The sequence below is a fragment of the Streptomyces sp. SID14436 genome, from assembly GCF_010548465.1.
Classification (GTDB): Bacteria; Actinomycetota; Actinomycetes; order Streptomycetales; family Streptomycetaceae; genus Streptomyces.
On sequence record NZ_JAAGMD010000538.1, the window covers coordinates 15,786 to 38,555 of the forward strand.

At 72.7% G+C, this 22,770-nt stretch carries 20 protein-coding genes and 1 tRNA gene; 14 read left to right on the plus strand and 7 right to left on the minus strand.

Annotation, left to right across the window (positions count from 1 at the left end; genetic code table 11):
• The first annotated feature begins 151 nt into the window (after window positions 1-151).
• The 9 genes from G3I53_RS18935 to G3I53_RS18975 all read left to right on the plus strand — a co-directional run bounded on the left by G3I53_RS18935 (window position 152) and on the right by G3I53_RS18975 (window position 10,451).
• Window positions 152-982: a hypothetical protein gene (locus tag G3I53_RS18935; RefSeq protein ID WP_164438576.1), complete on the plus strand. Its 831-nt coding sequence runs from the start codon at window positions 152-154 to the stop codon at window positions 980-982.
• 273 nt (window positions 983-1,255) lie between these two features.
• Complete coding sequence (locus G3I53_RS18940; protein ID WP_164337853.1) at window positions 1,256-2,002, plus strand: YcnI family protein; 747 nt, start codon at window positions 1,256-1,258, stop codon at window positions 2,000-2,002.
• A 92-nt stretch (window positions 2,003-2,094) separates the two neighbouring features.
• On the plus strand, window positions 2,095-2,751 hold the full coding sequence (locus G3I53_RS18945) for an SCO family protein (protein ID WP_164337852.1): 657 nt from the start codon (window positions 2,095-2,097) through the stop codon (window positions 2,749-2,751).
• The gene (locus tag G3I53_RS18950) at window positions 2,748-3,215 is read left to right on the plus strand and encodes a copper chaperone PCu(A)C (protein ID WP_164337851.1); all 468 of its coding nucleotides are present in this window, start codon (window positions 2,748-2,750) and stop codon (window positions 3,213-3,215) included. Before G3I53_RS18945 ends, G3I53_RS18950 begins: the two co-directional genes overlap by 4 nt.
• 13 nt (window positions 3,216-3,228) lie before the next feature.
• A complete protein-coding gene (locus G3I53_RS18955) occupies window positions 3,229-5,481 on the plus strand; it encodes a copper resistance protein CopC (protein ID WP_164438577.1) in 2,253 nt (750 codons plus the stop codon).
• 6 nt (window positions 5,482-5,487) lie between these two features.
• A complete protein-coding gene (efeB, locus tag G3I53_RS18960; protein ID WP_164338492.1) occupies window positions 5,488-6,777 on the plus strand; it encodes an iron uptake transporter deferrochelatase/peroxidase subunit in 1,290 nt (429 codons plus the stop codon).
• 70 nt (window positions 6,778-6,847) lie between these two features.
• Window positions 6,848-7,777 carry a prephenate dehydratase gene (pheA, locus tag G3I53_RS18965; protein WP_164338493.1) on the plus strand — a complete coding sequence of 310 codons (930 nt, stop codon included), beginning with the start codon at window positions 6,848-6,850 and terminating at the stop codon, window positions 7,775-7,777.
• Window positions 7,778-8,364: 587 nt separating this feature from the next.
• A complete protein-coding gene (gene serS, locus G3I53_RS18970; protein WP_164338494.1) occupies window positions 8,365-9,642 on the plus strand; it encodes a serine--tRNA ligase in 1,278 nt (425 codons plus the stop codon).
• Window positions 9,639-10,451 (plus strand): HAD family hydrolase, encoded by an 813-nt coding sequence (locus tag G3I53_RS18975; protein ID WP_164338495.1) that lies wholly within the window; start codon window positions 9,639-9,641, stop codon window positions 10,449-10,451. Before serS ends, G3I53_RS18975 begins: the two co-directional genes overlap by 4 nt.
• 24 nt (window positions 10,452-10,475) lie before the next feature.
• On the opposite strand, the gene G3I53_RS18980 is transcribed toward G3I53_RS18975, so the two are convergent.
• The 5 genes from G3I53_RS18980 to G3I53_RS19000 form a co-directional block, all read right to left on the minus strand.
• Window positions 10,476-10,590, minus strand: a tRNA-OTHER gene (locus G3I53_RS18980).
• 371 nt (window positions 10,591-10,961) lie between these two features.
• Window positions 10,962-11,681 (minus strand): ABC transporter permease, encoded by a 720-nt coding sequence (locus G3I53_RS18985; protein ID WP_164338496.1) that lies wholly within the window; start codon window positions 11,679-11,681, stop codon window positions 10,962-10,964.
• A gap of 9 nt (window positions 11,682-11,690) precedes the next feature.
• Window positions 11,691-12,602, minus strand: coding sequence for an ABC transporter ATP-binding protein (locus G3I53_RS18990; RefSeq protein WP_164338497.1), 912 nt, complete (start codon window positions 12,600-12,602; stop codon window positions 11,691-11,693).
• A gap of 52 nt (window positions 12,603-12,654) precedes the next feature.
• A complete protein-coding gene (locus G3I53_RS18995) occupies window positions 12,655-13,572 on the minus strand; it encodes an ABC transporter permease (RefSeq protein ID WP_164338498.1) in 918 nt (305 codons plus the stop codon).
• Window positions 13,562-14,527, minus strand: coding sequence for an ABC transporter ATP-binding protein (locus G3I53_RS19000; RefSeq protein ID WP_164338500.1), 966 nt, complete (start codon window positions 14,525-14,527; stop codon window positions 13,562-13,564). Before G3I53_RS19000 ends, G3I53_RS18995 begins: the two co-directional genes overlap by 11 nt.
• A gap of 203 nt (window positions 14,528-14,730) precedes the next feature.
• Here G3I53_RS19000 and G3I53_RS19005 point away from each other — a divergent pair, with 203 nt between their 5' ends.
• The 5 genes from G3I53_RS19005 to G3I53_RS19025 all read left to right on the plus strand — a co-directional run bounded on the left by G3I53_RS19005 (window position 14,731) and on the right by G3I53_RS19025 (window position 19,729).
• The gene (locus tag G3I53_RS19005; RefSeq protein ID WP_164438578.1) at window positions 14,731-16,488 is read left to right on the plus strand and encodes an SDR family oxidoreductase; all 1,758 of its coding nucleotides are present in this window, start codon (window positions 14,731-14,733) and stop codon (window positions 16,486-16,488) included.
• A gap of 120 nt (window positions 16,489-16,608) precedes the next feature.
• Window positions 16,609-17,169 carry an RNA 2'-phosphotransferase gene (locus G3I53_RS19010; RefSeq protein WP_164336946.1) on the plus strand — a complete coding sequence of 187 codons (561 nt, stop codon included), beginning with the start codon at window positions 16,609-16,611 and terminating at the stop codon, window positions 17,167-17,169.
• Window positions 17,166-17,624: a hypothetical protein gene (locus G3I53_RS19015; RefSeq protein WP_164336944.1), complete on the plus strand. Its 459-nt coding sequence runs from the start codon at window positions 17,166-17,168 to the stop codon at window positions 17,622-17,624. The genes G3I53_RS19010 and G3I53_RS19015 overlap by 4 nt, the downstream gene beginning before the upstream one ends.
• Before the next feature lie 149 nt (window positions 17,625-17,773).
• Complete coding sequence (locus G3I53_RS19020; protein ID WP_164336942.1) at window positions 17,774-18,676, plus strand: LLM class flavin-dependent oxidoreductase; 903 nt, start codon at window positions 17,774-17,776, stop codon at window positions 18,674-18,676.
• Between the two features lie 162 nt (window positions 18,677-18,838).
• Window positions 18,839-19,729, plus strand: coding sequence for a Cof-type HAD-IIB family hydrolase (locus tag G3I53_RS19025; RefSeq protein WP_203592264.1), 891 nt, complete (start codon window positions 18,839-18,841; stop codon window positions 19,727-19,729).
• A gap of 54 nt (window positions 19,730-19,783) precedes the next feature.
• Here the strand turns inward: G3I53_RS19025 and G3I53_RS19030 are convergent, their stop codons facing one another.
• Together G3I53_RS19030 and cydC are read right to left on the minus strand one after the other, a co-directional pair.
• The gene (locus tag G3I53_RS19030) at window positions 19,784-20,863 is read right to left on the minus strand and encodes a M23 family metallopeptidase (RefSeq protein WP_164336938.1); all 1,080 of its coding nucleotides are present in this window, start codon (window positions 20,861-20,863) and stop codon (window positions 19,784-19,786) included.
• Between the two features lie 156 nt (window positions 20,864-21,019).
• Window positions 21,020-22,770: thiol reductant ABC exporter subunit CydC (cydC, locus tag G3I53_RS19035; protein ID WP_164438579.1), on the minus strand; the 1,751-nt coding region annotated here is incomplete at its 5' end.

Sequence of the window (22,770 nt, forward strand, 5' to 3'; positions counted from 1 at the left end):
CGTCGGCGTGATACCGCCCATATGGCGGGTGTGCCGGGGATGCGATCGGTGTATGTGGGACGCGCCGTGGCAGAGGTGATCTTCCGGTCGTAGCGCATCTTGCGGACCTGCCGTACGGGGGCCATGGGGCCAGTGCGATGATGAGGCCGCCATGACTGCCCCCCACCCGCGCACGGCGCGCACCGGACGAGGCCTCCGGGTCCTGCGGGCCGCGGTGTTCGCCGCGGTCTGTGTCGTGCTGGCCGGGGCAGGTCACACACTCGCAGCCCACGAGGCCGTCCCGCTGTGGACGCTCGCCGCGGGCTTCCTCGCCACGGCCGCGGTCGCGGTGCCGCTCTCCGGGCGGGCGCGTTCCGTGCCGGCCATCACCGCCCTGCTGGCGGTCTGCCAGACCGTGCTGCACACGCTGTTCGGTCTCGGGCAGCACGGCGCGGCCGGCGCACCGACCGGGGCGGCGGCCTCCGCGGCCTCCGACGCCTCCCTGATCGCCCAGGCCGCCCGATTGGTGTGCGGGACCACGGCCGCCGCGATCAGTCCCGCGCAGGCCCAGCAGATCCTCACGGACGCGCGGATCCCGCCCGGCGCGGGAGGCACGCACGCGGGCCACGCCCCGGGGGACGCCATGGCCTCGGCCGCGGGCACCTCGATGTCGCTGCTGCCGTCTCTGCCGATGCTCCTGGTGCACCTTCTCGCGGCGGTCGCCACGGGCTGGGTGCTGCGCCGCGGGGACCTGTCCCTGCTGCGGCTGACCGAGCTGTCGGCCCACGGGGTCGCCGAGCGCGCGCTCGTGCGCGGGCTCCGGGCGGCACTGGCTCTGGTGCGGGCCCTGCTCGCGGGGCTGCCGGGGGCGCCGGAGGCGGCCCCCCGCCCGCCGCGGACCGCGCTGCTCGCGCCGCCCGTGCCTCACACCACCGCACTCCAGCACACGGTGATCCGCCGCGGCCCGCCCGCCGCCGGCACCACGTACGCGCTCGCCGTCTGACGCGTCACGACCCGATTCCCCCCTCCGCGACCGCCAACGGTCCCAGGGCGTCACCCGGTCCACGGTTTCCGGTTCCTCCGGACCCGTCCCCGGGCCGCCGGACCCGCGGTGCCCGGTCCGCGGTGAGGGACGGGCGTCCGCGTGCGGCACACACGCGCGTGCGGTCCGTTCACGCGTGTGCGGCGCCGGGCCGTCCTCCCCGAGGAGCGGCACGCGCCCGGCACGCGTATCCCTCACCGTCAGCGAAACCCAACGAAGCGGAGTGCTTCTGCCATGAAGGCTTCCCGACTCACCACCGCCGGCGCCGTCGCCGGTGTCGCCGTTCTCGCCCTGGCCGCCCCCGCGGCCGCGCACGTCAGCGTGCAGCCCGAGGGCGAGGCCGCGAAGGGCGGCTACGCGGTCGTCAACTTCAAGGTGCCCAACGAGCGTGACAACGCCTCCACCACCAAGGTGGAGGTGACCTTCCCGACCGAGCACCCGCTGGCCTCGGTGATGCCCCAGCCGGTCGCCGGCTGGGACGTGAAGGTCACCAAGTCCAAGCTGGACAAGCCCCTGGAGATGCACGGCAAGAAGATCGACGAGGCCGTCACCAAGGTCACCTGGACCGCCGACGGCGACGGCATCGAGCCGGGCTTCTTCCAGAAGTTCCCGGTGTCCGTCGGCACCCTGCCCGAGAACGCCGACGACCTCGTCTTCAAGGCCCTGCAGACGTACTCCAACAAGGAGGTCGTCCGCTGGATCGAGGTGCCGCAGAAGGGTCAGGACGAGCCCGACCACCCGGCTCCCGTCCTGACCCTGTCGGAGGCGTCCGGTGACGGCCACCACGGCGCGTCGGACGACAAGGCCGCCGACGACGCCGGTTCGGCGAAGAACGCGTCCTCCGAGGCGTCCGCCGCCTCCGGCTCCGACAGCTCCGCCGGCTCGGACACCACGGCCCGTGTGCTGGGTGTCGTCGGCATCGTGGTCGGCGCCGTCGGCGTCGCCTACGGCGTACTCGCCGGGCGCAGGCGCACCGCCTGAGCCCGCCCATCCGACGGCGGGCGCCGGGAGGCCCACGGCAGTGCGGCCTCCCGGCGCCCGCCGGAGCACTCACCACCGGGACACCGAATCTCATGCGCAAGAACACCTTCGCCGCGGCGGCCCTGCTCGCCGCCGCCTGCCTGACCCTCTCCGCCTGCGGCGCCAACGACGACAACAGCGGCAACCCGGTCGCCGTGGTCTCCGAGGACGCCGCTGCCGAGAAGGCGGCCACCCTCCTCGACAAGCCGTTCGAGAAGCCCGACCTCGTCCTCACCGACACGAACGGCAAGGAGTACGACTTCCGCAAGGAGACCGCGGGCAAGCCGACGCTGATCTACTTCGGCTACACGCACTGCCCCGACGTCTGCCCGCTGACGATGAACAACATCGCCGTGGCCAAGAAGCAGCTCTCCAAGGAGCAGCAGGACCAGCTGCGGATCGTGTTCGTCACCACCGACCCCGAGCGGGACACCGCCCCCGCGCTGGGCAAGTGGCTCAAGGGCATCGACTCCCAAGTCGTCGGCCTGACCGGGGACTTCTCCACCATCCAGGCCGGCGCGCGCACCCTGGGCATCACCATCAACCCGCCGCGCAAGGACGACCAGGGCAAGACGGTCTCCGACCACGGCACGCAGGTCGTCGCGTTCTCCCCGAAGACCGACGGCGGCTACCTGCTCTACGGCGAGGACGCCACCGTCGAGGACTACACCCAGGACCTCCCCGAGATCATCAAGGGTGAGGCACCGTGAGGCGTGTCGCGGGCGCGGCCCTCGCCGTCGCGGGAGCGCTGGTCCTGACCGGTTGCGGCGGCTCCGAGTCCGGCGGGAAGGACGCCGGCGGCACGCCCGACCTGTCCGTCGGCTCCGCGTACATGCCGCAGCCCGTGTCGGACATGGCGGCCGGGTTCCTCGTCATCACCAACAAGGGCGGCGCGGCCGACCGGCTGACGTCCGTGGACAGTGACGTCGCCGGTTCGGTGACCGTGCACGAGACCGTCGACGGGTCCATGCGGGAGGTGGACGGCCTCGACATCCCGGCGAACGGCCGCCTCGTCCTGGAGAGCGGCGGCAACCACCTGATGTTCGAGGAGCTGAAGCGGAAGCCGAAGGAAGGCCAGAAGGTCGCCGTGGAACTCCGGTTCGCCCAGTCCGACCCCGTCACGGTCGAGATTCCGGTGAAGGCCGCCACCCACACGCCGAAGCACGGACACTGAGGGAGACACCCCCGTGACCCAGACCATCGCGCCCCGCGTCCGGATCCTGGTGCTGCTGTTGCTGGCCGTCACCGGCGCGCTGCTCGCCGGGGCCGCTCCCGTCTCCGCGCACGCCGCGCTGACGGGCAGCGATCCCCAGCAGGGGACGGTGGTCGACAAGGCCCCGGCCCAGGTGTCGCTCACCTTCTCCGAGCCCGTCGCGATCAGTGACGACGCCCTGCGCGTGCTCGACCCGAAGGGCAAGCGCGTCGACCGGGGCGACCCGGACAACCCCGACGGCACCACGTACACCGTGCGCCTGCACAGCGGGCTGCCCGACGGCACGTACACCGTGACGTACCAGGTCGTGTCGGCGGACAGCCATCCCGTCGCCGGGGCCTTCAGCTTCTCCGTCGGCGCGCCCTCCGAGACCACGGTGTCCGTCTCGGGCCAGGCGCCGGACGAGGGCCTGGTCGGCCTGCTGTACGGCTTCGGGCGCTACCTGGCGTACGCCGGGTTCGTGGTCCTGGTCGGCGGGGCCGCGTTCGTGCTCGCCTGCTGGGGGCGCGGGTCGTCGGTGCGGGCGGTGCAGCGGCTGGTGGTCTCCGGGTGGCTCGCGCTCACCGCGTCCACCCTGGGCATGCTGCTGCTGCGGGGTTCCTACACCACGTCGGGGGCCTTCGGCGACGTCTTCGACCTGTCGCTGCTCGGGCAGGTGCTGCAGACCAAGACGGGTGCGGCCCTGGTCTCCCGGCTGCTGCTGCTCGCGGCCGCGGCGCTGTTCATCGCCGTGCTGTTCGGTGCCTACGCCCGTCCCGCGGCCGACGACGACGCCGAGACCGACGGGGACGGCACCGACAGGACCGGCAGCGGTGCCGCTCCGGGTGACGGGGGCGAGGAGCGGAAGCGGGACCTCACCTTCGGTCTGGCGATCGGCGGCACCGTGGTGGCGGCCGGTCTCGCGGCGACCTGGGCCCTGTCCGAGCACGCCTCCACCGGAATCCAGACGGGCATCGCCATGCCCGTCGACGTGCTCCACCTGCTGGCGGTCGCCGCGTGGCTGGGCGGACTCACCACCCTGCTCGTCGCGCTCTACCGGGCGCCCGCGGACACCCCGGTCGGCCCGGAGGCCGTCCGGCGGTTCTCCCGGATCGCCTTCGGCAGCGTGATCGCGCTCGTCCTGACCGGGATCTACCAGAGCTGGCGGCAGCTCGGCTCCTGGTCGGCGTTCACCGACACCCGGTACGGGCAGTTGCTGCTCGCCAAGATCGTGCTGGTGGCGGTGCTGGTCGGGATCGCCGCCCTCTCCCGGCGCTGGACAGCACGCCTCGCGGAGCCGACGGCGACGGTGACGGCGACGGCAGCGACCCGGGTGCCTGCCGCACGCGCGGAGAAGCAGACGGCGGGCGCCGCGTCCGCCACGGAGGCCGACGCCGGGACCACCGGAGAGGTCGGGAAGGCCGGCTCGACGACCGCCGTGAAGGCCGAGGCCACGGCCGGGGCGAAGACCGGGACACCGGCGAGGACGGCAGCCGAGGCGGACGGGCCCCCGGCCGACGAGCCCGCAGTCGACGAGCCCGCAGCCGATGGGGCCGCGGCCGACGAGCCCGCAATCGATGGGGCCGCATCCGATGGGTCCGCGACCGACGAGCCCGCGACCGACGGGGAGAAGGCCACGGACGGCAGCGGGACGGACGCCGTGCGGGCCGCCCAGCTCGCCCGGCAGCGGGCCGCCGTGGAGAGCGCCCGGCAGAAGCGGGTGCGCGACGCCGACCCGAACCGGTTCGGGCTGCGCCGCTCCGTGCTCGCCGAGGCGGCCGTCGCCGTCGTCCTGCTCGCCGTCACCACCGCGCTGACCCAGACCGAGCCGGGCCGGACCGAGCAGGAGGCGAGAGCGGCCGCCTCGGTGTCGGACTCCGCCGAGGCCGCCACCGGCCAGGGTTCGGGGGCGGTGACCCTGAACATGCCGTTCGACACCGGCGGCGAGAAGGGCAAGGGCGTCGTCACGGTCGACCTCGACCCCGCGCGCGTGGGCAACAACGCCGTCCACGTGTACGTGGAGCGCACCGACGGCACGCCCTTCGACATCCCCGAGGTGCAGATCGCCTTCACCCTCGCCGCCAAGGACGTCGGACCGCTGCCCGTGGCACCCGACCGCATCACCGCCGGACACTGGTCGGCGAGCGGGGTGCAGATCCCGCTCGCCGGCGACTGGAAGATCGAGGTGACCGTGCGCACCTCCGACATCGACCAGGTGACCGTCTCCAAGAACGCGCAGATCGGCTGAACGACCATGCCCGACCAGTCCCTTCCCGAGACCCGTACCCCGGAGGCACCCGAGGCGGCGGACACCGCCCGCCCTGCCCCCGACGGCATCTCCCGGCGCCGCCTGCTCGGCACCGCGGGCGCCACCGGGATCGTGTTCGGCGCGGCGGGCGGCGCCGTGGGATACGCGTCGGCGCCCGCCGGAGCGGCCACCCCGCTCGCCTCGGTGGGCGAACGCCGGGTGATGTTTCACGGGAAACATCAGCCCGGCATCGTCGAGGGGCTGCACGCGCGGGGCCATCTCGTCGCCTTCGACCTGGCCCCCGGCGCCGGGCGCAAGGAGGCGGCGGCCCTGCTGCGCCGCTGGTCCGACACGGCCCGGCGTCTGATGGCGGGTGAGCCGAGCGGGCAGGGCGACACCGGCGTCGCGCGTGACGCCGGCCCCTCGTCGCTGACGCTGACCTTCGGGTTCGGGCACAGCTTCTTCGGACGCACCGGCCTGGAGAAGCAGCGCCCCGTGGCCCTGGATCCGCTGCCCGACTTCTCCTCCGACCAGCTGGACAAGAAGCGCAGCAACGGCGACCTGTGGGTGCAGATCGGGGCCGACGACGCCCTGGTCGCCTTCCACGCCCTGCGGGCGATCCAGAAGGACGCGGGATCGGCGGCGCGGGTGCGCTGGCAGATGAACGGCTTCAACCGGTCCCCGGGCGCCACCGCGCGCCCCATGACGGCCCGCAACCTGATGGGCCAGATCGACGGGACCCGCAATCCCAAGCCCGCCGACGCCGACTTCGACCAGCGGATCTTCGTGCCGGACAAGGGCGAACCCGCCTGGATGGCGAACGGCTCCTACGCCGTCGTCCGCCGCATCCGCATGCTCCTGGACGACTGGGAGAAGCTGCCGGTCAAGGAGCAGGAGGCGGTCATCGGGCGCCGCAAGTCGGACGGGGCGCCGCTGTCGGGGGGCACCGAGACGTCCCCCATGGACCTGGAGAAGACCGACTCCCGGGGCAACCTGGTCGTCCCCTTCAACGCGCACGCGCGCATCACCCGCCCCGACCAGAACGGCGGCGCCGCGATGCTCCGGCGCCCGTTCTCGTACCACGACGGCATCGACGCCGACGGGGTGCCGGACGCGGGTCTGCTGTTCATCTGCTGGCAGGCGGACCCGCTGCGCGGCTTCGTGCCGGTGCAGCGCAAGCTGGACCGCGGCGACGCCCTGACGCCGTACATCCGGCACGAGGCCAGCGGCCTGTACGCGGTGCCGGGCGGTGCGGCGGAGGGCGAGTATGTCGGCCAGCGGCTCCTGGAGGGGTGAAACCCGGCCGCTGTCACTCCTCGGGGCACATCCGGGCGGTACACGGGGGCGGGCCCATTAGGGTGAAGACATGCCAGCGAGCTACGCGTATCTCGGCCCCGAGGGCACCTTCACCGAAGTCGCCCTGCGCACCCTCCCGGAGACGGCCACCCGGGAGCTCGTCCCGTACGTGTCCGTGCAGTCCGCGCTCGACGCCGTCCGCGCGGGCGAGGCGGAGGCCGCGTTCGTGCCGATCGAGAACTCCGTCGAGGGCGGCATCACCACCACCCTCGACGAGCTGGTCGCGGGCAGCCCGCTGATGATCTACCGCGAGGTGCTGCTGTCGATCACCTTCGCCCTGCTGGTCCGCCCCGGCACCAAGATGTCGGACATCAAGACGGTCACCGCGCATCCGGCGGCCCAGCCGCAGGTCCGCAACTGGATGAAGGCGCACCTGCCGGACGTGCACTGGGAGTCGGCCGCCTCGAACGCGGACGGGGCGCGGCTGGTCCAGGAGGGCCGGTACGACGCCGCCTTCGCCGGGGAGTTCGCGGCGGCCCGGTACGGGCTCGAGCCGCTGGAGACCGGGATCCACGACGCGGAGAACGCCCAGACCCGGTTCGTGCTGGTGGGCCGCCCCGCACGGCCCGCGGCCCCCACGGGTGCCGACAAGACCTCCGTGGTGCTGTGGCAGCGGGACGACCACCCCGGCGGACTGCGCGATCTGCTGGGCGAGTTCGCCACGCGGGGCATCAACCTGATGCTGCTGCAGTCCCGGCCGACCGGCGCCGGCATCGGCAACTACTGCTTCTGCATCGACGCCGAGGGCCACATCTCCGACCGGAGGGTCGCCGAGGCGCTGATGGGCCTCAAGCGGATCTGCCTCCAGGTGCGCTTCCTCGGCTCCTACCCGCGGGCCGACGCCGGACCGGGATCGCATCCCTCGCTTCCGGGGACGTCGGACGAGGAGTTCGTGGCGGCGGCGGACTGGGTGGCGCGCTGCCAGGACGGCCGGTTCTGAGACCCCGTTCTGAGAGCCGGTACGCGTGTGACGGATGGGGCCCCAGGGCGTCGGCCGTCGGTCCTACCTGCTGATCTTCGCCATCCACAGGAGTTATCCACAGGTCCGCTTCTCGACCTGGGGACAAGTCGACACCAAGGTGCCGTACGGTCGACAAATCGCCCTTCTAGCCATGATCGCTGCCACCTGGCGGCACATCACCCTTCGTCCACTCTTTTCCCTGCGTCAACCCTTTGAGGTGACGCCTTTCCACTCGAAAGTGGGGATAAAGCGAGGTCGGACCGGGAATCCTCGACGCCGGCCGAGCCTTTCGGAGTGATCAATTCCAATGTCCACAGATCTTCCCCACACCCTGTGGATAACTTTCCCCGCAGCGGCGACCTCTGTGGACAAGCAACTCCCAAGTCCCCTGCCCCGCAAGGGAATCCAGTCAATCACCACACCCTCGCCTGACCCGTTCCGGGGAACCGATCACCCTCATTGACCGCGAGGAACACAAGGCGCAATTCGCCAATAACGGAACGTAAGCCACCCCGGTCGCAATAGTGGGTCGTGGCCCGTCACCGCACACCGGTAGCCTTGACCGCGTGATTGACCTTCGCCTGCTCCGTGAGGACCCCGACCGTGTGCGTGCGTCGCAGCGCGCCCGTGGAGAGGACGTCGCCCTCGTCGACTCCCTCCTGTCCGCCGACGAACGGCGCAGGTCGTCCGGCGTCCGCTTCGACGAGCTGCGCGCCGAACAGAAGGCACTCGGCAAGCTGATCCCCAAGGCGTCCGGTGACGAGAAGGCCGAGCTGCTGAAGAAGGCGGGCGAGCTCGCCGCCGCGGTGAAGGCCGCCGACGCCGAACGGGACGCCGCCGACGCCGAGACCCAGGAACTCCTGCTGCAGCTCAGCAACCTCGTCCACCCCGACGTCCCCGTCGGCGGCGAGGAGGACTTCGTCACGCTGGAGACGCACGGCACCGTCCGCGACTTCGGCGCCGAGGGCTTCGAGCCCAAGGACCACCTGGAACTCGGCCAGATCCTCGGCGCCATCGACGTCGAGCGCGGCGCGAAGGTCTCCGGATCCCGCTTCTACTTCCTGACCGGTGTCGGCGCCCTGCTCGAGCTGGCGCTGGTCAACGCGGCGATCGCGCAGGCCACCGCCGCCGGCTTCACCCCGATGCTCACCCCGGCCCTGGTCCGCCCCCAGTCGATGGCGGGCACCGGCTTCCTCGGCCAGGCCGCCCAGGACGTGTACCACCTCGACAAGGACGACCTCTACCTGGTCGGCACGTCCGAGGTGCCCCTCGCCGCGTACCACATGGACGAGATCATCGAGGCGGACCGCCTGCCGCTGCGCTACGCGGGCTTCTCGCCCTGCTTCCGCCGCGAGGCCGGCTCGCACGGCAAGGACACGCGCGGCATCTTCCGCGTGCACCAGTTCGACAAGGTCGAGATGTTCTCCTACGTCACCCCCGAGGAGTCGCAGGCGGAGCACCAGCGGCTGCTGGAGTGGGAGAAGCAGTGGCTGACGTCGCTGGAGCTGCCGTTCCGCGTGATCGACGTCGCCTCGGCCGACCTGGGCTCCTCCGCGGCACGCAAGTACGACTGCGAGGCGTGGATCCCGACCCAGGGCAAGTACCGCGAGCTGACCTCCACCTCGGACTGCACGGAGTTCCAGTCCCGGCGCCTGCAGATCCGGGTCCGTGAGGACAAGAAGGTGCGCCCGCTCGCCACGCTCAACGGCACCCTGTGCGCCGTACCGCGCACCATCGTGGCGATCCTGGAGAACCACCAGCAGGCCGACGGGTCGGTGCGCGTGCCCGAGGTGCTGCGCCCCTACCTGGGCGGCCGTGAACTGCTGGAGCCGGTCGCCAAGTGAGTACCGCAGCATCGCCCTTCCCGTACCGGCTCGTCGCCACCGACCTCGACGGCACGCTGCTGCGTGACGACCACTCGGTGTCGCAGCGCACCCGGGACGCACTCGCCGCCGCCACCGCGGCGGGTGCCGCCCACATCGTCGTCACCGGGCGCGCGGTCCCCTGGACCCGGCCGATACTCGACGACCTCGGCTACCGGGGCCTCGCCGTGTGCGGTCAGGGCGCCCAGGTGTACGACGCGGGCGAGCACCGGCTGCTGACGTCGGTGACGCTGGACCGGCAGCTGGCCGGGGTGGCGCTCGCCAAGATCGAGGCGGAGACCGGCCCGCTGCACCTGGCGGCGAGCCGTGACGGCCTGGACGGCGAGGTGCTGGTCGGGCCCGGGTACGAGGTCGTGGGCGGACTGCCCGCCACCCCGTTCACGGACGCGTCCGACCTGTGGACGGCACCCCTGAACAAGCTGTACATCCAGCACCCGTCCCTGACCTCGGACGAGCTCGCCGACGTGGCCGCCCGCACCGCGGGCGGGTTCGTCACCGTCACCATGGCGGGCGAGGGCATCGTCGAACTGCTGCCCCTCGGGCTGTCCAAGGCCACCGGGCTGTCGCTGGCGGCCCGCCGCCTGGGCGTGAAGGCCGCCGGGACGATCGCCTTCGGCGACATGCCGAACGACGTCCCGATGTTCGGCTGGGCCGCGCACGGCGTGGCGATGGCCAACGCCCACCCGGAGCTGCGGGCGGTGGCCGACGAGGTGACGTCCTCCAACGAGGAGGACGGGATCGCGCTGGTCCTGGAGCGTCTGCTGGGCTGATCACGCCGGGCGTCCGGCGTCTCGCGGAGGATGCACGGATCGAACGTGCGCGGGCTCGCGCCCGACCGCGGCTCACCGGTGACCGGAACGACGGTTCCGGCCCGGCCGAGCCGGTGCCTTGCCTCTCGGCCAATCCCCCGGGTGGGCGGCCCACGCGCTGTGCGGGCGCGTGCTCGAAGCGGCCGCCCCGGGCAGCTCCCGCGTGCGGGGCGGACTCGACGGAGCGTGGGGCTACTCCGGAATCCGCCGCGGGCTGCCCCGAAGGGAGCCGGACGTCCTGCCGTGCAGTGGCATCGTCCCGCTCCTCTCCCGGACCATGACACCGGACCTTCCCGGCGTTGCGGACACCCCTACTCTGCCCCGGCGGACAGGTCGGACGCCACCGAATAAACCGGGCGGGCGCCTTCACCGGCCCGCGCCCGGTGAACGCGCGGCGGGCGGTGCGTCCGGCGTCTGCCAGGACGTACCGCCCGCCGTCGCGGACCGGTCAGGGACGGCTGTCCCGGACGGTCACTCCTCCCCGGCCAGCGTCAGCGCGCGCAGCTTCTGGCCCGCGAACCAGGTGGCCAGCACGGTGACCACGACCAGCAGGACGGTCGCGGTGGTCAGGCCGACGTCCGAGGTGACCAGGGTGCCGTCGTTGACCTTCTCGGCGACGGCCAGCGACCACTGCTGGACGCTGAGGGTGCGCGCGCCGGACACCAGGGAACCGAACAGCGCCTCCCAGACGAGCGCGTAGACCAGACCGAACACCACGGCGTGCCGCGAGACGGTGCCCAGCAGCAGGAACATCGCCGCGTAGGCGATGGAGGCGACCAGCGCCGCCACCGTGTAGGCGACGGCGATCTGCTGGCCGTTGCCGTTGAGGATGAATCCCGCGATCAGCGTGGGCACGGCCGAGAAGACCATGGTGACGGCGATCGCGACGATCAGCTTGGTGAAGATGATGGTGGGCCGCTTGATCGGCTTCGACAGCAGGTACACCACCGAGCCGTCGTCGATCTCGGGCCCGATGGCGCCCGTGCCCGCGATGACACCGATGATCGGCACCATGGTGGCGAGCGCGAGCCCGCCGAGCACGTCGGCGGCCGTCTGGTCGTCGACACCGGCGAGTGCGCGCACCGCCAGGGAGATCACGATGAGCAGCAGCGGCAGGGCACCGAGGATGAGGGCCCGGCGCCGGCCGAGCAGCGCACGGTAGGTGAGCCGGGCGACAGTGGGGTCGTACATCAGGGCCTCCTACGCCGCGACCAGGTACGAGAACACGGACTCGAGGGACTCGTCCGACGGCGAGACCGTGAGCAGGCGGATGCCGTGCTCCTTGGCGACCCGGGGCAGCAGGGCCGTGAACCGGCCGAAGTCGACGGCCTGGATGCGCAGCGCGCCCTCGCTGTGGTCGACCTCGATGCCGGACGTGGACGGGTCGGCGATCAGCGCGGCGGCCAGCGCCCGGTCGTCGCTGGAGCGCACCAGGTAGCGGTGCGGCCGGTCCGTCATCAGGCGCCGGATCTTGCGGAAGTCGCCGCTGGCCGCGTGCCGTCCGGCGACGACGACCTCGATGTGCCAGGCGAGCTGCTCGACCTCCTCGAGGATGTGGGAGGAGAACAGCACCGTGCGGCCCTCGTCGCCCATCCGCCGCAGCAGGTCCATCAGCTGCATCCGCTGGCGCGGGTCCATGCCGTTGAAGGGCTCGTCCAGCAGGAGCAGGGACGGGTCGTGCACCAACGCGGAGGCCATCTTCACGCGCTGTCGCATGCCCTTGGAGTACGTGGCGATCTTGCGGTCCTGCGCGTACTCCATCTCGACCGTGGCGAGGGCCTTCTGCGCCGCCTGCGCGCCCAGGCCGTGCAGTTCCGCGTTGGCGAGGACGAACTCCCGGCCGGTGAGGAAGTCGTACATCGCCTCGCGCTCGGGCACGACGCCGATGTGCCGGTAGATCTGCTCGTTGCGCCACACCGGCTGCCCGTCGAGGGTGACGGTGCCGGTGGACGGGGCGAGGAAGCCGCCCATCATGTTGATGAGGGTGGACTTCCCGGCGCCGTTGGGGCCGAGCAGGCCGGTGACACCCGGGCCGATGGTCATGGTGATGTCGTTGACGGCGACCACGTTGCCGAACCAGCGCGAGACGTGGTCGATGGAAAGAGTGCTCATGGACGCAGCCCATTCCTTGAAAGGGTGATGGCGGGCGACGGGCTGGGCGGGGTCACATTCCCACCTTCTTGTAGCGGCGCACCAGGAGCCCGTAGCAGGCGGCGATCAGGCCCAGGGCGAAGACGACGTACACCACGCCCTCTCCGGTGCCGGGTCCGGTGCCGCCCGGGAAGGTGGACGTGGCGCCCAGGAAGGCGGACTGCACGCCGTCGAGGACGGTGATCGGGGAGAACAGGCCGATCCAGGCGACGGTGGCGCTGCTGCTGCCCTGGTAGTCGGCGATCGCCTGGAGGGTGGAGACCGCCCCGTAGGAGATGGTCAGGACGGCGATCACGGCGGCGATGCCGAAGCCGCGGCGCGGGGTGACCGACGCGATGACCAGGCCGATGCCGGCGAACAGCAGTGAGAGCAGTGCCACGGAGACCAGTCCCTGTGCGAATTCCTTGGTCTGGTCGGCGAAGTCCAGCTTGGCGAGCAGCGCGCCGATGTACAGCACCAGCAGCGGGGCGGCGGTGAGGATGAACAGCGCGGAGGCCAGCGCGGCGTACTTGGCCCGCACGTAGTCGGCGGTCTCGATCGGCCGCGAGAAGTACAGCGGCACGGTCTTGAAGCGCAGGTCGCGCGAAACGGACTGGGGTGCCTGCGAGGCCACGTACAGGCTGATGACGGCCTGCATGATGACCGCGTAGCGGGTGTACTCGACCGGCAGGTCGTTGGCCTTGGTGGCGACGGCGACCGCCACCATGATGGCGGCCGGCACGCACATCACCACGAACAGCAGCATCGGCAGCACCTTGGACTTCACCGACCGGCCGAGGCCGTAGGAGCCGCGCAGCGACTGCGAGTACAGCGAGAGCCGCGCGTACGAACGGCCGAGACGGGGGCCGTCGTAGGAGCGGTAGCCGATGTTGTGGATACGGGTGTCACCCGATGCGGTGGCGGGTGTCTGCACGGAGTGCTCAGCTGCCATGGCCGACCGCCTCCTTCCGCGTCTCGTCGTCGCTGTTCTGGAAGACCTCGGCGATGTGGTGGCGGCGCTGCTCCATGCGCACCAGGCCGAGACCGAGGCCGGCGATGACGTCGCGGACCAGGTCGTACGTCTCCTCGCCGCGCGCGGTGAGCAGCAGCACGTGTCCGGCGCCCGGCAGCCCGCTGCCGTCCTGGACGGTCACCCCGCGCGCGAGGAGGGCGTCGCGCACCGCGCGCGTGCCGTCCGGGTGCTCGTCGGTGTCGGTGACCTCGATGGCGAGGGTGGTGGTGGACTGGGTGAAGTCCGTGGTGGAGCTGGAGCGCAGCAGGCGTCCGCCGTCCACGATGACGACGTGGTCGCAGGTGCGTTCCAGTTCGCCCAGCAGGTGCGAGGTGACCAGGACCGAGATGCCGAAGTCGGTGTGGATGCGGCGGATCAGGCCGAGCATCTCGTCGCGGCCGACCGGGTCGAGGCCGTTGGTCGGCTCGTCCAGGAACACCAGCTGCGGGTCGTGCACCAGGGCCTGCGCCAGCTTCACGCGCTGCTTCATGCCGGTCGAGTAGCCGCCCATGGGGCGGTACCGCTCCTCGTAGAGGCCGACATGGCGCAGGGTGTCCGCGGTGCGCTCGCGCGCGGCGGTCGGCGGCAGTCCGGACATGCGGGCCATGTGGACGACGAACTCCGTGGCCGACACGTCCGGCGGCAGGCAGTCGTGCTCCGGCATGTAGCCGACCCGCTCACGGATGGCCGACCCCTTGGTGGCGACGTCGAGGCCGAGCACTTCGGCACGGCCCTCCGTGGCGGGGGACAGACCCAGCAGGATCTTGATCAGTGTGGACTTGCCGGCCCCGTTGGATCCGACGAGTCCGGTCACACCGGGCCCGACGTCCACGGAGAGCCGGTCAAGCGCGGTCACCCGGGGGAACCGCTTGCTCAGGCTTTTGGTCGCGATCACAGTCACGTCCTAGACGGTAGTGACCCGCGGCAACCCGGTCGTCAGACCGGAGAGCCGTCTTGGTGTCCCCCTGGAGTCGTACGCGCCCGTAGGGGACGCCCTGCCTGAGGGCTATACGGCGGCCGGGTGGGGCACCCGAGCCGTGGCGGCAGGTACCGGAGGCGCTGTTGACGAATGCTCTAACGACTGCGAGATTCGCCGTCATGACGGGGATCGACGGGGCGCGGGAGCGCCGGGTGCACGCGGGTGACGTCGAGTTGTGCGTGGCCGAGCTGGGGGATGCCGGACGGCCCACGGTCGTCCTGGTGCACGGCTACCCCGACAGCAAGGAGGTGTGGTCGCGGCTCGCGACCCGGCTCGCCGAACACTTCCACGTCGTCGCGTACGACGTGCGGGGCCACGGCCGGTCCACGGCACCCCGGCCGCTGCGGGGCGGCTTCACCCTGGAGAGACTGACCGACGACTTCCTGGCCGTGGCGGACGCGGTCAGCCCGGACCGCCCGGTGCACCTGGTGGGTCACGACTGGGGTTCCGTCCAGTCCTGGGAGTTCGCCACCGTCGGGCGCACCGAGGGCCGCATCGCGTCCTTCACCTCGATGTCCGGGCCGTCCCTCGACCACTTCGGCCACTGGATCAACAGCCGTCTGGCCCGGCCCACTCCGCGCCGGATCGGCCAGCTGCTCGGCCAGGGCGCCAAGTCCTGGTACATCTACCTGCTGCACACCCCGGTCCTGCCCGAACTGGCCTGGCGCGGCCCCCTCGGCAAGCGCTGGCCGGGCATCCTGCGGCGCGTCGAGAAGGTGCCCGGCGGCGACTACCCGACCCCCTCCCTGCCGTCCGACGCCGCCCACGGCGCCTGGCTGTACCGGGACAACGTCCGGCCCCGGCTGCGCGCGCCGCGCGCGGACGCCTACGCACACGTGCCCGTCCAGCTGATCACACCGCTGGGCGACCGCTTCCTCTCGGAGCACCTCTACGACGGACTGGAGCAGTGGGCGCCCCGCCTGACCCGGCGGACGCTGCCCACCGGCCACTGGGTGCCGCGCACCCGTCCCGACCAGCTGGCGTCCTGGATCACCGACTTCGTCGAGTCGGTGGAGGAGGGCAGGACGCGGACCGCGCCCCGGGGCCGGTACGCCGACCGGTTCGGCGGCCGGCTCGTGCTCGTCACCGGGGCCGGCAGCGGCATCGGGCGGGCCACCGCGCTGGCGTTCGCCGCGGCGGGCGCGCGCGTGATCGCGGCCGACCGGGACACGGAGTCGGCGCGGCGCACCGCGGAGGAGGCCCGGCGGGGCGGCGCGCAGCGGGCCTGGGCGGAGACGGTGGACGTCTCCGACGAGCGCGGCATGGAGAAGTTCGCCGAGCGGGTCGGCGCCGAGTACGGCGTGGTGGACGTGCTGGTGAACAACGCCGGCGTCGGTCTCGGCGGCCCGTTCCTGGACACCACGGCGGAGGACTGGAGAAGGGTCCTCGACGTCAACCTGTGGGGCGTCATCCACGGCTGCCGCCTCTTCGGCCGGCAGATGGCCGAGCGGGGCCAGGGCGGCCACATCGTCAACGTCGCCTCGGCGGCGGCGTTCCTGCCGTCCCGGTCCCTGCCCGCCTACAGCACCTCCAAGGCGGCGGTGCTGATGCTGAGCGCCTGCCTGCGCGCGGAGCTGGCGGACCGGGACATCGGCGTGACGGCGATCTGCCCGGGATTGGTCAACACCCCCATCACGTCCACCGCGCGGTTCGCGGGGGTGGCGGAGGAGGAGGAACAGCGGCTCCGGAAGCGGGCCGCGCGGCTCTACGGGCTGCGCAATTACCCGCCCGAGAAGGTCGCCGGGGCGATCCTGCGTGCGGTGGTGGACGACGAGGCGGTGGTGCCGGTGACCCCCGAGGCACGGGGCGGGTACGCGCTGTCGCGGTGGATGCCGGGGGCCCTGCGGCGGATCGCGCGGGTGAAGCCCCGGCTCTGACGGCGGCGACTGTCCACAGGATCCTCACTTTTGCTTGTGGATAACTACCCTGAGCTGTGGATCAAACCTCTCTTTCGAAACCCTTCGCGTGATCCGCGTTACGCCCGGCAGTCTGAACGCATGAACGAACAACGCAGAATGAGGGTGTCGAAATACCTCTCCAGACACCTGCGGCACCACCCGGAACGAATCGGACTCACCCTCGACGAGGGTGGCTGGGCCGAGATCGACACCCTGATCGCGGCGGCCGCCGCCCACGGCTTCCGGTTCACCCGGGAGGAGCTCGCCCACGTCGTCGACGCGGACGACAAGCGACGCTTCGCCGTCGAGGGCGCCCGGATCCGCGCCAGTCAGGGCCACAGCATCGAGATCGACCTGGGACTGCCGCCGGCCACCCCGCCGCCGTACCTGTACCACGGCACCGTCGCCCGCTTCCTGGACGCGATCCGCTCCGAGGGCCTGCGGCCCATGAACCGGCACGACGTCCACCTCTCGGCCGACCGCGAGACGGCGACCCGGGTCGGAGCCCGGCGCGGCCGTCCGGTGGTCCTCACGGTGGACGCCGGCGCCCTGCACGCCGACGGCCACGTCTTCCGGGTCAGCGCGAACGGCGTGTGGCTGACGGCGTCGGTGCCCTCCCGGTACCTGCGGTTTCCGCCGGACACATCCGACACGGCATGATCGTCGGCATGGACCAGCTGCCCACCACCGAAGCCGCGGTGACCGCCTTGCGCGCGCTCGCCGACGAGTACGCGCGGGAGATCGAGGTCTCCCACGACATCGGGGCCGACCAGACGTCCCGCCGCACCGCGTCCGGGGTCGGCGTCACGACCGACCCGGACGGCTCCCTCCCCCACGAGGCCCACGTCGAGTTCGGCGGTCGCCCCCGGGTACGCGTGCGGCTGTACCCGGAGGACGACGCCCTGATCGAGGTCGAGAACGTCGAATGCCCCGACGTCCCCCGCGACGAGGTACCGGCCTTCCTCCGCTCCGTCTTCGAGGACCGGGCGTACGTCAAGGCGCGGCGCTTCCCCCCGGGCTACTTCCTCGTCGTGCCGATGCCCCGGGACCGGACGCACAAGGAGTTCATCCCGATGCTCGTCCTGACCCCGTGGCTGAGCGAACGGGTGCGGTGACCCGGCGGCCGCGTGCCGGGGGCGATGCGCGAGTGGCGAGGTCGGGTGCGGGGCACGCGGGCCACGGGCGTGCGGTGTCCGGAGGGCGGCCCCCCTCGGGCGCGTGAGGGTTTCACGTGAAACACCGGGCGGCGCATAGGCTCGGCGGCATGAGTCTGCGCCTGAGCACCGTGATCCTCCCGTACCGCCGTTGGCACGAGGGCGGCCGTTCGGCGTGGGAGCGCGCCGAGGCACTCGGCTTCCACACCGGGTACACCTACGACCACCTGTCCTGGCGCACCTTCCGGGACGGCCCGTGGTTCGGTGCCGTCCCGACGCTGACCGCGGCCGCGGGCGTCACCGACCGGATGCGGCTGGGCACCCTGGTGACCTCGCCGAACTTCCGGCACCCGGTGACCCTCGCCAAGGAGCTCATCTCCCTCGACGACATCTCCGGCGGACGCGTCACCCTCGGCATCGGAGCGGGCGGCACCGGGTTCGACGCCACCGCGCTGGGCCAGGAACCGTGGACACCCCGCGAGCGCGCGGACCGCTTCGCCGAGTTCGTCCCGCTGCTCGACCGGCTGCTGACCGAGGACTCCGTGTCGTACGAGGGCGACTTCTACGCGGCGCACGAGGCACGGAACATCCCCGGCTGCGTGCAGCGCCCCCGGCTGCCCTTCGCCGTCGCCGCCACCGGCCCCCGCGGACTGCGGCTCGCCGCCCGGCACGGACAGGCCTGGGTCACCACGGGCGACCCGAGGCTGTACGAGAACGGCACACCCGAGCAGTCGGTCCAGGCCCTGCGCGGACAGGCGGAGAAACTGGCCGACGCCTGCGCCGAGCTGGGCCGGAACCCCGACGACGTCGACCGGATCCTCCTCACCGGATTCACTCCGGACCGCGGACGGCCGCTCGAGTCCCTCGACGCCTTCGTCGACTTCGCCGGCCGGCACGCCGAACTGGGCTTCACGGAGCTCGTGATCCACTGGCCCATCCCGGACTCGGACTTCGCCGCCGACGAGAAGGTCTTCGAGCGGATCGCCATGGAGGCCCCGGCGCAGCTGCGGTGACGAGCCGCCCGGCCGCCGGACGCGGCCCCGGGCCGGGGACCCGCCCCGGGGCACGGTGGGGGCGTACCGCCCGGGTCGTACGGCGCACCTTCGGCCGGGAACGCTGCAGGCAGGAGCGGTGGCCACTCAGATGTGCGGAGCGCCACACAACCGTGCGGGCATATGCGGGACAATGGACGCGTGACCTCAGCGACCCGACGGCCCGAGACGCCGGCCTCCCCCCTCACCCCGCCCCGGCTCATCGCCACCGACCTCGACGGCACCCTGCTGCGCGACGACAAGTCCGTGTCCCCCCGCACGGTCGCCGCGCTGGCCGCCGCAGAGGAGGCCGGTATCGAGGTCTTCTTCGTCACCGGCCGCCCCGCCCGCTGGATGGACGTGGTCAGTGACCACGTCCACGGCCACGGCCTCGCCATCTGCGGCAACGGCGCGGCGGTCGTCGACCTGCACGGCGGCCCCGGCGCCCACCGCTTCGTCACCGTGCGCGAACTGGCCCGGGACAACGCCCTGGACGCCGTGCGCCGACTGCGCGAGGCCGCCCCGGGCACGATGTACGCCGTCGAGCAGACCTACGGCTTCCACCAGGAGCCCCAGTACCCGAAGTTGCACATGGAGGTCCCGGACACCCTGGCCCCGGCGGAGGAGTTGCTGGCGCCGGACGCCCACACCGCCGGTGAACCCGTGCTCAAGATCCTCGCCCACCACCCCTCGCTCGACCCGGACGCCTTCCTCACCCTGGCCCGGCTGGCGATCGGCGACCGCGCCAACGTCACCCGCTCCAGCCCCAGCGCCCTGCTGGAGATCAGCGGTCCCGAGGTGTCCAAGGCCAGCACCCTCGCCCTGTGCTGCGCCGAGCGCGGCATCTCGCACGACGAGGTCGTCGCGTTCGGCGACATGCCCAACGACGTCGAGATGCTGACCTGGGCGGGCAGCTCCTACGCGATGGGCAACGCCCACCCGGACGTCCTCGCCGCCGCGTCGGGGCGCACCGTCGCCAACAACGACGACGGCGTGGCCGTGGTGATCGAGCAGATCCTCGCGGAGCACTACTAGGCGATGCCCGGGCGGCGTCCGGAGCAGGAGACCGCCGGCCGGCCGGGCAGGTGGTCACCGCAGTGACACGTTCCGCCGGGCCAGCCACGGCACCGGGTCGACCGCCGACCCCATCTCGGGCGTGACCCGCACCTCGAAATGCAGGTGCGGGCCGGTGGAGTTGCCGCTGGTGCCGGCCTGGCCGATCCACTGGCCGGTCCGGACCCGCTCGCCCTGGTCGACCGCGGCGGCGGCCAGGTGGGCGTACTGGGTGTAGTAGCCGCCCGCGTGCTCCACCACGATCTCGATGCCGAAGGCGCCGTGGCAGGACACCTTGACCACCCGGCCCGCGCCCACGGCCCGCACCGGCGTGCCGATCGGCACGGCGAAGTCCTGTCCGGTGTGCCGGTTCGCCCACCGCGCCCCGCCGCTGCCGTACGAAGCGGACAGCTCGTAGGCCTCCACCGGCGCCACCCAGGGGTTGTCGTACCGGGTCTCCGGCTGGTCCAGCCGGACCGCGCCGCGGCAGGCCCCCGCGGCGACCGAGGCGTCGGCCTGCCCCTGGAGCTTCCAGCGGGCGGCCTCCAGCTTCTGCTCGATCCCGCTCTTCACCGCGGCGAGCTGCTTGTTGCGCTGATCCAGCCGACTCCAGGCCGCCGCGGCCTTCCGCTCGTCCCGGGCCAGCCGCTTCTCCGCCCGCACGCTCTTCTCGATCGCGTTGTCGAGCGCCAGGTCGGCCTTCCACAGGGCGCGCTGACCCCGCATCACCTCCTCCGGATTGTCCGCGAGGAGCATGTGCGCCGTGAGCGGCAGGCCGCCGCCGCTGCGGTACTGCGAACGCGCGATCCTGCCCAGGTCCTCGTTCAGGGCGTCGGTCCTGCGCCGTTCGCGGTCGAGCAGCTTCTCCAACCGCTGCGCCTGGGCACGCTGCTTCTCCGCCTCGCGCCGGCCCTGCTCGTACGTCCTGGTCGCCGCCTCGGCCTCCTCGTACAGCCGCACGACCTCCGTGCCCAGACCGGACGCCGAGCCGTGGCCGGGCACGTGACCGCCCGCGTCGCCACCGACGTAGCCGCCGTCGGCGGGCCGGGCGGCCAGGACGGCCAGCGCGCACAACAGCACGGCGGCGGGCAGCGGGTGACGGCGGACGAGGCGCATGACAGCGATCCTGCGCCCGCTCCGGCCACCCGGTCCTGTTCACGTCGTACACCTGGGGGACGCCCCGCCCCGGATGGTCCAGCGCAGCGTCGCGTCAGGTGAGTTGACGCGCCCTCAGCATCGGGCGCGGTGGGACCTGCCCGGACGCCGGCCGGCCTACCGCACGCCGACCAGCAGGTCCGCCTCCGCTTCCTGCCGCACCATCCCGCGCAGCGGCCCGTCCGCACCGGCCAGTTCCGCGTACGGCCCGCGCTGCACCACGCGTCCCTCGTCCAGCACGATCACCTCGTCCACCGCCTCAAGACCGGCCAGCCGGTGGGTGATGAGCAGCGTGGTGCGCCCCTCGGTGGCGGCCAGCAGGTCGGCGGTGAGCGCGTCGCCCGTCGGAAGGTCGAGATGCTCGGCCGGCTCGTCGAGCACCAGGACCGGGAAGTCGGCGAGCAGCGCGCGGGCCAGGGCGAGGCGCTGGCGCTGGCCGCCGGACAGCCGTGCGCCGTGCTCGCCGACGAGGGTGTCGAGTCCGTCCGGCAGGCTCCGCGTCCACTCCAGCAACCTGGCCCGGCCGAGGGCGTCGCGCAGTTCCTCCTCGGTCGCGTCCCGCTTCGCCAGCAGCAGGTTCTCCCGCAGCGAGCTGTCGAAGAGGTGCGCGTCCTGCGCGCACAGCCCCACCAGCCGCCGCACGTCGTCGCCGTCCAGCGCGTACGCGTCCACTCCGGCCAGCGTGTAGCCGCCCGCGCGGGCGTCGAGGAACCGCAGCAGCACCTGCGCCAGGGTCGTCTTGCCGGAGCCGGACGGGCCCACCACGGCGATGCGGCGGCCCTGTTCCAGCGTCAGGTCGAGCCCGCTGAGGGCGTCCCGGTCCTGCCCCGCGTACCGGGCGGACAGGTCCCGCACGACGAGCGGGAACGGCGAGGCGGGCGCCTGCCGCGGCTGTTCCGGCTCACGCACCGGCACCGGCGCGTCCAGCACGTCGAGCACGCGCTCGGCGCTCTTGCGCACCCGCTGCCGGTACTGCACGGCGAGCGGCATCCCGAGGACGGCCTCGAACGCGGCGAGCGGAGTGAGCACGACGACGGCCAGGGCCACGCCCTCCAGGCGGCCGTCGGCCACCGCCTGCACGCCGACGACGGCGGCCGCTGCGACGGTCAGGCCGGAGATCAGCGCCGTGAGTCCGTCGCCCAGCGCGGTGGCGGTCGCGGCCCGCGAGGCGATCCGGGTGAGGGTGTTGTCGGCCCGCCGGGCCGCGGTGGTCTGCTCCGGCAGGGCACCGGCGACGGTGAGTTCCGCGGTGCCGGTCAGCAGATCGGTCACCCGGGTCGCGAGCACGCCGCGGGCGGGCGCCAGCCGCAGCTCCGCACGCCGGGCGACGGCTCCGGTGAGGAGCGGCACCCCGGCGCCCGCCGCCAGCAGTCCGGCCGCCAGGACGGCCCCGGCCTCGGGCAGCAGCCAGGCCGTGAAGCCGACCGACAGGGCGGAGACCACGACGGCCGCACCGGCCGGGAGCAGCCACCGCAGCCAGTAGTCCTGCAGTGCGTCCACGTCGGCGACCAGCCGGGAGAGCAGGTCACCGCGCCGTGCACCGCGCAGCCCGGCCGGCGCCAGCCGCTCCAGGCGCCGGTACACCGCCACCCGGGTGTCGGCGAGCATCCGCAGCACCGCGTCGTGCGACACGAGCCGCTCGGCGTAGCGGAACACGGCGCGGCCGATGCCGAAGGCGCGCGTGGCCGTGACCGCCACCATCAGATACAGCACCGGCGGCTGCTCCGAGGCCCGGGAGATGAGCCAGCCGGACGTCGCCATGAGCCCGACGGCACTGCCCAGCGCGAGGCTGCCCAGCAGCAGGGCCAGGGCGAGCCGCCCGCGCCGGGCGCCCGACAGGGCACGGGCCCGCGCGAGCACCCCACCGG